The sequence below is a fragment of the Chlamydiota bacterium genome (genome assembly GCA_012729785.1).
Lineage (GTDB): Bacteria > Auribacterota > Tritonobacteria > UBA1439 > UBA1439 > UBA1439.
Genome location: JAAYCL010000025.1, coordinates 89,808 through 103,177 on the forward strand (window position 1 = coordinate 89,808; position 13,370 = coordinate 103,177).

General features: G+C 67.3%; 9 protein-coding genes. 5 read left to right on the top strand and 4 right to left on the bottom strand.

What is annotated here, in order from left to right; all coding sequences use genetic code 11:
- Nucleotides 1–106 precede the first annotated feature (106 nt).
- A complete protein-coding gene (locus GXY35_06055) occupies nt 107–934 on the top strand; it encodes a carbon-nitrogen hydrolase family protein (protein ID NLW94139.1) in 828 nt (275 codons plus the stop codon).
- A 448-nt stretch (nt 935–1,382) separates the two neighbouring features.
- Entirely contained in the window at nt 1,383–4,886 is a 3,504-nt protein-coding gene (locus GXY35_06060; GenBank protein NLW94140.1) for an alpha-amylase, read from the top strand.
- A 15-nt stretch (nt 4,887–4,901) separates the two neighbouring features.
- On the opposite strand, the gene GXY35_06065 is transcribed toward GXY35_06060, so the two are convergent.
- From GXY35_06065 to GXY35_06075, 3 genes are all read right to left on the bottom strand, one after another.
- The gene (locus GXY35_06065; protein ID NLW94141.1) at nt 4,902–6,143 is read right to left on the bottom strand and encodes a diaminopropionate ammonia-lyase; all 1,242 of its coding nucleotides are present in this window, start codon (nt 6,141–6,143) and stop codon (nt 4,902–4,904) included.
- 188 nt (nt 6,144–6,331) lie between these two features.
- Nucleotides 6,332–6,934: a hypothetical protein gene (locus GXY35_06070; GenBank protein ID NLW94142.1), complete on the bottom strand. Its 603-nt coding sequence runs from the start codon at nt 6,932–6,934 to the stop codon at nt 6,332–6,334.
- A gap of 11 nt (nt 6,935–6,945) precedes the next feature.
- Entirely contained in the window at nt 6,946–7,683 is a 738-nt protein-coding gene (locus tag GXY35_06075; protein NLW94143.1) for a trimeric intracellular cation channel family protein, read from the bottom strand.
- 256 nt (nt 7,684–7,939) lie between these two features.
- On the opposite strand from GXY35_06075, the gene GXY35_06080 reads away from it, so the two are divergent.
- Nucleotides 7,940–8,947, top strand: a complete 1,008-nt coding sequence (locus GXY35_06080) for an SGNH/GDSL hydrolase family protein (GenBank protein ID NLW94144.1) — start codon at nt 7,940–7,942, stop codon at nt 8,945–8,947.
- Here GXY35_06080 and GXY35_06085 read toward each other — a convergent pair.
- Nucleotides 8,927–10,582 carry an adenylate/guanylate cyclase domain-containing protein gene (locus GXY35_06085; protein NLW94145.1) on the bottom strand — a complete coding sequence of 552 codons (1,656 nt, stop codon included), beginning with the start codon at nt 10,580–10,582 and terminating at the stop codon, nt 8,927–8,929. The two genes, GXY35_06080 and GXY35_06085, sit on opposite strands and share 21 nt — an antisense overlap.
- Nucleotides 10,583–10,698: 116 nt before the next feature.
- Between GXY35_06085 and GXY35_06090 the strand changes: the two genes are divergently transcribed.
- Together GXY35_06090 and GXY35_06095 are read left to right on the top strand one after the other, a co-directional pair.
- Complete coding sequence (locus GXY35_06090; GenBank protein ID NLW94146.1) at nt 10,699–11,832, top strand: hypothetical protein; 1,134 nt, start codon at nt 10,699–10,701, stop codon at nt 11,830–11,832.
- A 234-nt stretch (nt 11,833–12,066) separates the two neighbouring features.
- Nucleotides 12,067–13,080 (top strand): IS110 family transposase, encoded by a 1,014-nt coding sequence (locus tag GXY35_06095; GenBank protein NLW94147.1) that lies wholly within the window; start codon nt 12,067–12,069, stop codon nt 13,078–13,080.
- The last annotated feature ends 290 nt before the right edge of the window (nt 13,081–13,370 follow it).

A 13,370-nucleotide genomic window follows, 5' to 3' on the forward strand; every position in this document is an offset into this window, starting at 1 on the left:
GTGGCGATCCCGGCGGCGTGCGGTTGAACGGCGTTGACAGGCCGCGCCGCCTGGCCGATACTTTCGGCGTAAGGACGCGCCCGCCTGAAGGGAGCCCGCGGACCCGATGAAGACCTTCACCGCCGCGCTCGTCCAGATCGAGGTCGAGGCCGACGTCGAGTCGAATCTGCGGCGTCTCGAGGCGGGGCTCCGCGACGCGGCCGCGCGCGGAGCGGCGCTCGTCTGCGGTCCGGAGTTCTTCCTCTGTCCCGTCGACCCGTCGGAACTCTCCCGACGCGCTACCGCAGTCCCCGGCCCCCTCACCGAGCGACTCGGCGAGATGGCCCGCCGTTACGCCGTTCACTTCGTCCCCGGCACCATCCCCGAGCGGCGGGAGGACGGGCACCCGTTCAACACCCTTGTCGCCTTCGGCCCCGACGGGGCGCTGATCGGATCGTACCGGAAACGCCACCTCTTCCGCGCGGCGGTACCCGGGGCATTCTCGCACGACGAAGGGGAGTACCTCTCCGCGGGCGAACGACCCGCCGGCCTCATCGACACGCCGTTCGCCCGCCTTGGGACGGGCATCTGCTACGATCTGCGGTTCCCCGAGCAGTTCCTGCGCCTCTCCCTCGCCGGCGCGGAGGTCCTTGTCGTCCCGTCGGCGTTCACGAGGCTCACCGGCCAGGCGCACTGGAGCGTTCTCTGCCGCGCGCGCGCCATCGAGACCGGATGCTTCCTCCTCGCGCCCGACCAGGCGGGATCTCCGCCGGCGGGACCGCCGCGCTACGGGCGGAGTGCGATCGTCGGTCCGTGGGGCGAGGTGCTCGCTATGGCCGGGGAGGGGGACGAGGTGATCTTCGCGGCACTCCCCGCGGAGGCGCTCGCGGAGGCGCGCGCGCGCCTTCGCAGCGTCGCGGGGCGCGTGCGGGGCGATTCCGTCCCCGCCCCCTGAGACAACCATCCGGGGGGAGATATCCCCGGCAGGGAAACCATTTCCCGCGCCGGATTCCGGGTACAAGCGGGATCGGGACGCGAACGTTGCCGTTTCTCCTCTTCCGCCGGTTCAAGACAAACCCTCCGCGCGGTTCCTTGCCCTACTAGTCGCAACGGGGGACCGTTTTATTACAGACTATTTTCAGTTTTTTCAGCCGGTGACATAACGAAGCGGGAAACAACCTAAAAACCGCTCCCGGTGCATCCGGCCGCGCGCAACGAAACGGCGCCGGGTCGTACGCGGCGGCGACGCGCGCGGGGGACCCCCCGCGCTTCTCCCGGGAGGCGCGCGTGGGTGGCCGGGCGCAGGATGCAGAGCGCCCGGGCACCCCGATGCGCGTCGCGGCACGCCCGACACCGCAATTACAGTTCCCCTCCCCCGTCCCCACCGGCTATAATGAGCGCCTATGAGCCCGGCGAACGGTCGGCCCCGCAGGCCGTACTTCCCTCTCGAGTTCCCCGTTTCGAAGAAGGAGTGGGACCGCTACGAACTGGGGCGCGGCATCTTCCCGGAGGGGGGCGAGGTCCGCGTCCCCGACTTCCGCGTCCTCCGGCAGATCGTCAAGAGGATCTACGAACGCCGGGACGACCGGGCGTTCTCCGGCGTGCCGCCGAAGGCGGGGCAACTCAACGCGACCGGCCTCCTCAACGAGATCTTCCGCGCGATCATCAGGCGCTACTGCGAGACGAAGAACCCCGCGGCGTTCAAGAAGGGGCTGGCGCATGCGAAGACGCGCCTCGCTCCGAACCGGCTCCGCGGCGCGATCGAGGAGTTCGTCGCCGCCTTCCCTCCGCAGACGGTCTTGACGGGGCGCCTCGCGCCGCGGAAGTTTCTCGCGGGGGAGACCGGCGGCATCCCCAACCGGCAGCTCGCGGCCGCCGAGATGCTCCTCCTCGCCATCTCGAACGCCAACCCCGCGCTCGCCCCGGCGATCGAGCTGTTCAACGACGAAACACTCGCCCGGGAGACCGCCTACCCGGCCCTTCTCCGGTCGCTCGAGTCGTTCTTCCGCGCCCAGCCCGGCTTCGGCCGCGCCGACACGCCGATCCTGGACTTTCTGCGCGAGCCGGTTTCCGCATTCCCCGACTCGCTGCAGGGACAGCTCTCCTACATCAGGGAGCGCTGGCGCGAGTATCTGCCCGAGGCGCTCTACTACCGGCTCCTCACCGCCCTCGACGTCCTCAAGGAGGAGGAGAAGTCGGGCTGGCTCGGGGCGGGGCCGACGCAGGTCCTCACCTTCAAGGGGCTCCGCGACGATGAGTACCCGGAGTACGCGCGGTACGTCGACTCCCCCGAATACGAGCGCTTCACCGAGGACCGCGACTGGATGTCGAAGGTCGTGCTGATCGCCAAGAGCACCTACGTCTGGCTCGACCAGCTCTCGAAAAAGCACGGCCGCCTGATCAGGCGCATCGACGAGATCCCCGACGAGGAGCTGGACACGCTCGCCCGCTGGGGATTCTCCGGCCTCTGGCTCATCGGCATCTGGGAGCGGAGCCCCGCCTCGCGCCGGATCAAGCAGATCTGCGGCAACGCCGAGGCCCTCGCCTCCGCCTACTCCCTCTACGACTACTCGATCAGCCGCGACCTCGGCGGGGAGGAGGCGTTCCGCAGGTTGAAGGAGCGGGCGTGGCGGCGCGGGATACGGCTGTGCACCGATGTCGTCCCCAACCACACCGGCCTCTACTCGCGGTGGGTCGTCGAGCACCCGGAGCGCTACATCCAGCTCGACTCCCCGCCGTTCCCCGGCTACCGGTTCACCGGCCCCGACCTCTCCGGCGACCCGCGCGTCTCGCTCCGGATCGAAGACGGCTACTGGAGCCGGCGCGACGCCGCCGTCGTCTTCCAGCGGCGCGATACCCGCACGGGCGAAACGCGCTACATCTACCACGGCAACGACGGCACGAGTATGCCGTGGAACGACACGGCGCAGCTCGACTTCCTCCGCGCCGATGTCCGCGAGGCGGTGATCCGCACCATACTCGACGTCGCGAGGCGCTTCCCGATCATCCGCCTCGACGCGGCGATGACGCTCGCCAAGAAGCATTTCCAGCGCCTCTGGTACCCGCACCCCGGCACCGGCGGCGGGATCCCCTCGCGCGCCGAGCACGGGATGCTGCGCGAGGAGTTCGACCGCCGGATGCCGCACGAGTTCTGGCGCGAGGTCGTGGACCGGGTGACCCGCGAGATGCCCGACACGCTTCTGCTCGCCGAGGCGTTCTGGATGATGGAGGGGTACTTCGTCCGCACGCTCGGGATGCACCGCGTCTACAACAGCGCCTTCATGAACATGCTGAAGATGGAGGAGAACGACAAGTACCGGAGCGTGGTGAAGAACGTACTCGAGTTCGACCCGCGGGTGCTCAAGCGGTTCGTCAACTTCATGAACAACCCGGACGAGCGCACGGCGGTCGACCAGTTCGGCTGCGGCGACAAGTACTTCGGCGTCTGCCTGATGATGGTGACGATGCCGGGCCTGCCGATGTTCGGGCACGGGCAGATCTTCGGGTTCAAGGAGAAGTACGGGATGGAGTACCGCCGCGCCTACTGGGACGAGCCGATCGACTGGAACCTCGTCCGGCGCCACGAGGCGGAGATCTTCCCGCTGATGCGGAAACGGCACCTGTTCAGCGGGGTCGAGCGGTTCGCCCTCTACGACTTCTACACCGGCTCCGGCCGGGTGGACGAAAACGTCTTCGCCTTCTCGAACCGTTGCGGGACCGAGCGCGCGGTGGTGCTCTACCACAACCGCTACGCGGAGACGGAGGGGTGGATACGGACCTCATGCGGCATGGCGATGGACTACGAGGGCGGCGGGGAGAAACGGGTCGTCCAGAAGACGCTCGCCGAGGCGCTGGAACTGAACGTGGCGCCCGGCGTCCACTACATCTTCCGCGACCAGGCGACGAACCTCGAGCACATTCGTTCCGGCCGGGATCTGGCCCGCCAGGGGATCCGCGCGCGGCTCGGGGCCTACCGCTTCGCGGTCTATTTGGACTTCCGGGAGGTCGCCGACGGGCCCGAGGGGTACTACCGGCGCCTGGCCAAGTCGCTCGGCTGGCGCGGCGTGCCGAGCGTCGAGGAGGCGGTGCGGGAGCTGATCCTCGAGCCGGTCCACGCGCCGTTCGTCCGGTTCACGGGCAACACGGCGGTCGAAACGTTCGCCGCCGATCCCGTCGCGGCGCGCCCGGGACTCGCCAAAGACGCGGCGGAGCTGGTCCGGGCGGTCTCCAAACAGACGGGCGCCTCGGGCGACGGCCGCCGCGTGCGGGAGCAGATCGCCAAGGGGATGGAAACGCTCGCGCGCGTCGCCGCATTCCCACCCGAAGGGTCGCCCGCGCTCGACTACCTGCGGACGGGGTTCGATGAAGGGAGCGTCTTCATGGCCACCGCCCTCGCGTGGGTCATCACGCACAACCTCGGCGCGCTGCGGTCACGCGAGGACGCCGCGGCGCAGGGCGTGGCCTTGATGGACGAACTGCTGCTCGGGAAGGCGTTCGCAGAGGCGCTCCGGGGGCACGGCCTCGACGCGTGGGCCGCCGCGCAGCGCGCCACGCTCCTGGCCATCCTCACCGGCTACCACCGTTGGGCCGACACCGGCCGCGAAGAGGAGTGCCTCGCCTCGTTCAGGGATCTTCTCAACGACGGCGACGCGCGCCTCTGCCTCGGCTTCAACCGCTATAACGGCGTCCTCTGGTTCAACCGCGAGCGGTTGGAGACCCTCCTCTACTGGCTCTATACCGTGTCGGTCCTCGGCCTCGCCGCCGAAGAAACGGCGTCGAACGCCGAGATTCTCCGCGGCGCCGAGCGGCGCTTCGAGATCATACGGCGCATCCAAGACGCCGCCGAGGCGTCCGGGTACGAGGCGGACAGGTTCACCGCCCTGCTCGCGCCCGCGGCGCCGGCATAGCGCCCCCGGCCGTCCTCACGCCGTGCGGTACTCCTCGGGCACCGCGTCCGCCCCGTCCCACACGACATCGCGGAAGTGCTGCGGGTCGGTGTTCCCCTCGGTGTTGATGAGGAGCACCTGCGACTGCGGACCGAGGCGCAGCAGCTCCCTGAGCGGCCCCGTATCCTTCCGCCTCAGGATAAACATCAACGCGCCGAGCGTCACCGCTCCGGATTCCCCCGATATGATGATCGGGTCCCCGTCCAGCGGGATGCCGTACACCCGCATCCCCTTGGCGGCCACGTAGTCGGGGCACGAGATGAAGACATCGGCGCAGTCCCAGAGCAGCCGCCAGGCAAGCGGGCTCGGTTGCCCGCAGGCAAGGCCCGCCATTATGGTGTCCAGCGCGCCACCGAACGAGTGCGGCTCCCCGTCCCCCTTCTTCGCCGACTCGTACAGGCACGCCGCCTTCTCCGGCTCCACCACCACCGAGACGGGGGCCTTCATGCCGAACAGTTCGCGGTAGAAACCGATCGCCGACGCCGCGAGCGCGCCGACGCCCGCCTGCACGAAGAGGTGCGTCGGCCCGACGATCCCCTGCGCGGCGAGCTGCTCCTGCGCCTCGGCGAACATCGTGATATAGCCCTGCATCACCCAGATCGGGATCTCCTCGTACCCTTCCCACGAGGTGTCCGATATGACCTGCCAGCCGCGCTCCTGCGCGTCGACATTCACCTGCCGCACCGCGTCGTCGTACGTTCCGTCTATGATGATGACCTTGGCGCCGTAGCTCTCGATGGCCTTGATGCGCACCGGGGAGGTCCCCTTGTGCACGTAGATGACCGATGTGTGCCCCAACCTCGACGCCGCCCACGCGACCCCCCTGCCGTGATTGCCGTCCGTCGCCGCCGCGAAGGTGATCGGCCCGAGCTTCTGCATCAGAACCGGCGAGGTCAACTCCTTGAGCGGCAGCTCGAGGTGCGCCATCCCAAGCTTCTTCTTCAGGAACTGATAGACGGCGAACGAGCCTCCGAGGACCTTGAACGAGTTCAGCTCGAGGCGGAGGGATTCGTCCTTCACCCAGATGCCGCCGAGGTTGAGCATCGCGGCAAGATTGTCGAGTCCCTTGAGGGGGCTGACCCGGTAGCCGGGTATCTGGCGGTGGAAACTCCGCGTGAGGCGCGCGATGCCGGGCGGGAAGATCCGGTGCAGCGCCTCGGTGCGCTCGCCCGCCCGCGCGCGCAGGTTCTCGACCCACTTGATGGGCCTGCTCCTCATGACGCACTCCTTATTCCGCAGGGAACCGGAAAGGAGAACGGGGCACTCGCCGCCGCCGCGGAAGGAGCGCCGCGACGCGACGAACCCCCGTTTCGCCCCCTCGTTCCCGTAGGCGGAGGATACCATACCGCGGCGGAGGGCGGCAACATCGGATGCGGAGAGGGCGCGGATCGAGGACCGCCGGGGAATCAGTTCTTCCCCGCGCCACCGGAGTAGCGCTCCCGCACCTCGTCGATGTTCAGCGGTTCGTACGGTTTGCAGAGGAGTTCATTCACCCGCAGCCCCCGGAGATTCTGTGAGGAGGCCGCCCGCATCACGAGGGCCGTGTCCGCGCCACGGGCGGTCCCCGCGACGGCGATGACCCGCTCCCCTGAAGCCGCGAGACCCGCGTCGGCCGCCATGAGGACGATCTCGACGCAAACCTTGACCCCCTGGGAGAAGCAACGGAGCAGGTTGGCCATCGCCGTCGGCGTGTCGCTGCCGTAGAGGGCGTGCGTGTGGAACAGCATCGTGCCGAAATGCACCGCGTGCCCCGCCGCCTCCAGGTCCGCGATCAGTTCCCGCGGAAACGGGTGCGTCCCTTTCCTGAAACCGTGCTGGTGCGGGACGACGACAAGCCTGATCCCCCGCCCGGTGAAGAGCTCGAGCGCCGTTCGCGCCGTGGCGCCGGTCGTGGAGGCCAGGATGATTTTCTTCACCCCCAGCTCCTCCGCCCGCCTGCAGACCAGCGCGAGCGTCGCGTCGGTGTTTTCGGGCCCGAGCCCCTCGAAGTACACCGTCGTTCGTTCCATCCCCCCTCCTTTTATCCTCGCGTGCGTTCGGAGCCGAAGCGGGGCGGACGCCCGGAAAGGGGATCCAGGCGCCCCTTTTCGTCCCGCTCCGCCTTTCCGGCGTCGTGCGCCCCCTTGCGGATCATGGTGAGACGCGAAGGCGAATGCGCCAGTCTCCTGACCCTGGGGAGGGAGATTCCGTAGCGCATCGCCGCGACGCGGAGCACGAACGCCGTCAGGGCCGCAGAGAGAATCTGGAACCGCACGGAAAAACCCGCCGCGCGGGAGGCGACGAGGCAGGCCCCGCCCGCGAGCGCCGCGGTGGCATAGAAGTCGGTCTTGAGCACGACGGGGATCTCCCTGACCAGGACGTCCCTGATCAGGCCGCCCCCCGTCGCGGTGATGGCGGCCATCATGACGATGCCGAGGGCGCCGAAGCCCGACGACGCCGCCTCTTCGGCCCCGATCGCCGCGAAGACGCTCAGGCCCACCGCGTCGGCCGCCATCACGCAGTCCCACCGCGGGGCGATTTTTCTCGCCGCGAAGAAGACCGCCAGCCCCCCCGCCAGGCACGCCAGGAGATACGTCTCGTTCCGGAACGCCGCCGGACGGGCGGCGCCGAGGAGGAGGTCCCGGATGATCCCGCCCCCGATCCCCGTGGCGGTCGCCAACACCATCATCCCGAGGAGATCGAGCTCGTGCTTGAGGGCGCGGAACGCCCCTGACACGGCGAAAACGAACGTCCCGAAGACATCGAGCGCGTACAGCATCATTCCTTTACCGCCCGCCTCGAAACGGCTCCTCTGCGGCGGATGCTTCCCGCGACACCGGACAGGAACCGCCGCTCCCGGCGCGGGCATTGTACTTCCGCGGCCGGCTCGAAACAAGCGGATTCCGGCATATTGACATCCGCATCTCCCTCCGGTAACTTGATTGATGGAGCACGCGGTCGGTTGCGTTTTGCGCACCGCGCCGGGTGGTCGTTGTTCGCGCACCGATGCGTTCTCTGTGTACCCGGGAGGGGCCATGGACGCGCGCGGCACGGTGGGGGCGCTCGCGTGTCGAAGAGCCGTCGCGGCGTGCGTCCTCTCCGCCGCGGTTGTTTCGCCCGTCTGTGTGGCGGCGGGCGACTACCTGCACCCGGTCGTCGTCACCTGCCTCGGCGACAGCGTCACGTACGGTGCGCCCTGGGGGGCGGGCGATCCCGAGACCTACCCCGCGCAGCTCGCCGTCCTCCTTGACTCCGCCTACCCCTCGAAGGTCTGCGAGGTGCACAACCGCGGCGTGAACGGCGCTACGGCCGACACGCTGCTCGCCAAACTCAACAGCGAGGGCTTCCCCGAGCAGCCCGATTTCGTCCTCCTGATGATCGGCGGGAACGATCTGGGCGCCGCCCACGACAGTGCCAGTTTCTCGGAGATCCTGCCCCAGACGCTGTCCGAGGTCCAGCAGTGCGTGAACCGCATCAACGACCAGACGAACCATGACGGAAAGAAGCCGCGCGTGCTCCTCTCCGCCTTCATCCCGAACAGGATAGGGAATGTGGGGGGGTGGGACGCGAACCTGGGCATCCAGATATACAACGCAAGCCTCGCGGATATGGAGGGGGTGGACCGCTATTTCAGCACGAACTTCTCCGACCTGTACTCCCCCACCCCCCCCCTTACGATCGAGGACCTGATATGCGGCGACCTTGTCCACCCGACCGAGGCCGGGTACACGCTCATCGCGGAGAACTGGTACGACGAGATCGCGGCCTTCCCGCCGATGGTGGACACCGACGGCGACGGCCTCTGGGACGAGGAGGAAACCGACTGCGGGACGAACCTCGAGCTCGCCGACTCCGACGCCGACGGACTCGGGGACCTTGTCGAGCTTGCGTGTGCGGACGCCGCGGCCGTGCTCGGCGGCTACGCGAAGCGGCCCGCCGCGGTCCGCGTGAACTTCCAGCCGCCGCGCCGTGTATCCCCCTCCGGCTTCGCCCCGGACGGCGGTTGTTCCGCCGCGGTCGGCTCACCGTTCTGGTGGGACTGAGCGCGCCGTCTCCCCGTCGTTGCGTCCGCGAAACCTTTCGTACGCCGGCATCAGCGAGTAGACGTCCAGCGTGTCCGTCCGTCCCTTTACCTGCACGATGCCGAGCGACTCGTGGGGATAGCGCTGCTTGTAGGGGCCCAGCGTCGCCCCGGAGCAGATGATCGGCGCGCCATTCTCCGCCGTGAGCTCCTCGATCCGCTGCGCGACGTTGACCGCATCGCCGATCACCGTGTACTCGATCTTGTTCGCCGTGCCGATGTTGCCGGCGAGCACGAGCCCGCTGTGGATGCCGATCCCCGCCTTGAGCTCGGGCTGCCCGTCCTCGCGCTGCTCCGCGTTGAACTCGCCGAGGGCGCGGTACATGGCGAGCGCCGCCCGTATCGCCCGGTCCCGGTGGTCGGCACGCGGCTGCGGGGCGCCGAAAACGGCGAGGATCGCGTCGCCGATGAACTTGTTGACCGTCCCTCCCTCCTCCTCGACCGCCCCCGCCATCAGGGTGAAGTAGCGGTTGAGCATCGCCACGATGCGGTCGGGCTCCATCCCCTCCGAGAGGGAGGTGTAGCCGCGGATGTCGCAGAAGATGATCGAGACCTCGAGCTGTATCCCCCCCATCCGGATCCCCCCCTCCAGCACCTGGCGGGTGAGCGTCCGGTCCACGTAGCGGTTGAACGCCTCCACGATCCGCTTCCTCTCCCGCAGGCCGATGATCATCTCGTTCACCCGGTCGCCGAGGAGCCCGATCTCGTCGCGGGCGTCCACCCGGACGGTCGCCGAAAGGTCGCCGCGGTGGACGGCCTCCACGGCCTCGCTCACGGCGCGGGTGCTCCGGCCGATCATCATGCCGAACGAGATCACGACGGCGAACCCCATCACGAGGCAGAAGATGGAGAGGGAGATCGACTGCGACACCTGGTAGCCCGCCATCGCGCGCGCGGAGACGATCTGCCGTCCGGTCTCGTCCAGGATCACGTACCGCCAGACGACCGCGTTGAGCACGGTGAGGAGGAGCGGGAGGGCGCAGATGGTGACGAAGACGAGGTGCGTGCGGCCGCGCAGCGAAAGCGAGTGCCCGCCCGGCTGCATGTCGAGGTGCCCGTGGGGGAAGAGGACGGGCAGGAGCCGGATGCGGGAGACGGCGGAGACCGCGAAGTAGCCGAGGACGGTCATGAAGGCGCCGTCGAAGAGACCCATCATCGCGGTCGTGGCCCAGTAGGTCTTCAGGACGGGCGGGCGCAGCATCGAGAGCACGAACGGGAAGATCATCAAGGCGGCCATCCAGAATGTTGCCGTGAGGGCGGCGTACGCCACGGGGGCGTTCATCGCGCGCAGGCGGGCGAGGGTGAGCAGACGGTCGGAGGGCGTCTCCTTCCGCGCGAGCGTCCGCATCGCATCGTGGATCGGCCGCTCGTAGACGAGGCAGAGGACGAAGTAGAGGAGGAAGCTGAGGAGGAGGTACGCGCAGCTCATCGCGTTGTCGATGGAGCGTTGCGCATCGGAGGCGTAGGAGAACGGATCCATCTCCATGAGGTACGCGCCGAGAAGCACGAAGCTCCCGGCCGCGATCCCCACCATCAGGAGCGGATTCAAGAAGCGAAGCGCAACGCGTCTGAACGCCTTCATGGGCACCGCGCGCATTATAGCCGGCCGCCCCCCCCTTTGCCACCGTGAAGCTGCCGCTCGACGGCGCCGACGCGTCCTGCCGGTTCGACATGCATCTTCCATCCCCGCGCAGGGAGTGCTACAATATCACTATGAACTCCCGCGGCCCGACTGCGGTGGCGGCGTTCTTCCTCTCTCTCCCCTCCCCCGCCCTTTCCGCCCCCTGGCCCGGCGACGGGGGGACGGACATAACCGGCGATCTCCCCTCCACGTACGAGCCCAGCGGCATCATCTGGCACGACCGGCTCGAGACCCTCTTCCTCGTGCACGACAAAGGATGGGTGGCCAGGCTGGAAAGCGACGGGACATTCGACGCGTGGAACGTCGGCGGGGACCTCGAAGCCCTCGCCGTCGCCGACCCCTCGAGCGACTATCTCTACCTCGGCGTCGAGCAACCCAACGATTCCATCCTCGAGTTCCGGATCTCCACCGGGACGCTCACCGGAAAATCGTGGGACCTCACGCCATGGATGACCGGCCCGTCGAACAGCGGGCTCGAGGCGCTCACCTTCGTCCCCGACGGCCACCACCCGTACGGCGACGGGAACGGCCAAACCCGCTCCGGCGGACTCTTCTATGCGGGGCTCCAGGAAGACGGGACCTCGCCGTATGACGGCAGGGTATACGTCTTCGACGTGGACCTCTCGACAAGCGGAGAGGTGGACTACGTGGTCGACTTCAGCCCTGTGTCGCCTCCAATCAAGGACCTCTCCGACATGTGGTATGACACCGGCACAAGAACGCTCTACCTGCTACACGACGGCGCGAACACCGTCCGGGAGATGCTGACTGACAACACGCTAACGGACCCGCTCCTCGTCGAGTACGCTCTGCCGGGCACGGGCCAGGAGGGGGTCGCCTTTGTCAGGACGTCGCCCGCCGAGGGGTACCTCTACATCACGGACGACTCCCTGCACACGGTCGTCCGGTACGGCGGCTACCCGGTTTTGGACGCCGACGAGGACGGGCTCTCGGACGCGCAGGAGTGTTGGCACGACGGGGAGCCCGCCTTCGACACAAACGCGGACACGGATCCGTTGAACGCCGACTCCGACGGGGATCTGTTCACGGACTACGTGGAGCTTCAGCGCGGCACCGACCCGCTCGACGACGACGACGCGCCCGCGTGCCTGCGGATCAACTTCCAGCCGTTCGCCCTGCCGACTCCCGCCGCCTGGTGCCTGGACGCCGGGACCGCGGCCGCCTCGACCGGCTACGGCTGGTGAGCAGGCGGTCACCGGTCGCTCGCCGATTCCTTCCGGCGACAAAAAAGGCGGGCCGGGGCCCGCCTCCTGTATCCGCGCTCCCCCGTCCGACCTCTCCCAACTCGCCCCTTCTCGATCGGACGCGGTGAAACGCACAGTAAAAGATCTGATTATATGATAGGCAGCTACCTCCCTGACGCGTTAGCATCGCACTGAGATCGCCCGGTAAGTGGTCTCAGAAAGGAGGTAGCTGGTATGTACTCGATCGGCATCGATCTCCACAAGGAGACGGCGTGGTATTGCGTATTCGACGCACAGGGCCATCGGGTATCACATGGGAGCTTACCGGCGGACCCGGAGTCTTTCAAGAAGTATTTCGAAGGAGTACCCCGGCCATTCAAGATGGCGGTGGAGGCGACGTATAACTGGTACTACGTGATCGACATTGCTGAAGAGTATGCGGCAGAGGTGTACCTGGCAGATTCGTATCAGGTGAAGGCGTTCGCGAAGAAGCACAAGAAGACGGACAAGATAGATGCGCGGCTGATCGCGTGGTTGCTGCACCGGGGAGACCTGCCCACGGTGGCCATACCCGACAAGGAGACGCGGAAGAACAGGGAGATGCTGCGGTACAGGATGCGGCTGGTGTCGGACAGGACGCGGAACATCGTACGGCTCAAGGCGATGCTGGATAGGATCGGGTTCAAGGGGACGGGTAATCTCGCCACGGCAAAGAGGCGTAAGGAGATTGGGTCGACGGAGATACCGGAGCCCTACGGGAGGATCGCGCGAGGGTATCTCGCGCGGATCGCGCAGCTCAGTGAGGAGCTCAAGATCTGCGGGAGCGATCTAAAGGTCCTCGCGGGGCGGGATCAGGATGTGATGCACCTGATGAGCGTGCCGGGTTTTCAGTCGTTCAGCGCGCTGCTCGTCAAGACGGAGATCTTTGACATCAGCAGGTTCCGTTCGTTCGGAGCGCTGTGCGCTTACAGCGGCTTGGCTCCTCGGGTGCACGCAAGCGGAGGGCATTGTTACCATGGGCCGCTGAACACGAACAGGCGCAAGGAGCTTCAGTGGATCCTGTTGGAGAACGCCTGGCATGCGATGAGGAAGATTCCGCGCCTGGAGCGCAAGTACGCGGCGATCAAGAAACGGAAAGGGTGCAACACGGCGAAGGTTGCAGTCGCCCGGGACATCCTGAAGATCATCTATCACATCCTGAAGGAGAAACGGCCGTTCTATCCGGAGAGTGAAAGGCTGTCGGCGTGAAGCCCGGACATAGCCAGTCGGCGGGAGCCCCTGCGCTCGTTGGGGTCTAAAGGGACCGTCACGGTCGCCTTTCCCAGGTTTGATTAGCGAGGGGCTCCTCCGAGATTATCATGCGGCTTTGAGGAGTAAGGCCGCCGATAGGTGACTGAAGACTGGTGCGCTACAATCCAGTGCTTCACTGATACTCAGCCCGGCTGGCAAGAGAAGAGCGTGGAAGTTCAGTGCAGGGGGGCAGGCCTTACTGGCAAGGTGTCTTTACGCTTGCCTTCTGCCTACATAGGTGACCCCTA

Excerpts from the sequence above, each read along its gene's own strand:
- GXY35_06055 (NLW94139.1), top strand. The coding sequence starts at position 107 with ATGAAGACCTTCACCGCCGCGCTCGTCCAGATCGAGGTCGAGGCCGAC.
- GXY35_06060 (NLW94140.1), top strand. The coding sequence starts at position 1,383 with ATGAGCCCGGCGAACGGTCGGCCCCGCAGGCCGTACTTCCCTCTCGAG.
- GXY35_06065 (NLW94141.1), bottom strand. The coding sequence starts at position 6,143 with ATGAGGAGCAGGCCCATCAAGTGGGTCGAGAACCTGCGCGCGCGGGCG.
- GXY35_06070 (NLW94142.1), bottom strand. The coding sequence starts at position 6,934 with ATGGAACGAACGACGGTGTACTTCGAGGGGCTCGGGCCCGAAAACACC.
- GXY35_06075 (NLW94143.1), bottom strand. The coding sequence starts at position 7,683 with ATGCTGTACGCGCTCGATGTCTTCGGGACGTTCGTTTTCGCCGTGTCA.
- GXY35_06080 (NLW94144.1), top strand. The coding sequence starts at position 7,940 with ATGGACGCGCGCGGCACGGTGGGGGCGCTCGCGTGTCGAAGAGCCGTC.
- GXY35_06085 (NLW94145.1), bottom strand. The coding sequence starts at position 10,582 with ATGCGCGCGGTGCCCATGAAGGCGTTCAGACGCGTTGCGCTTCGCTTC.
- GXY35_06090 (NLW94146.1), top strand. The coding sequence starts at position 10,699 with ATGAACTCCCGCGGCCCGACTGCGGTGGCGGCGTTCTTCCTCTCTCTC.
- GXY35_06095 (NLW94147.1), top strand. The coding sequence starts at position 12,067 with ATGTACTCGATCGGCATCGATCTCCACAAGGAGACGGCGTGGTATTGC.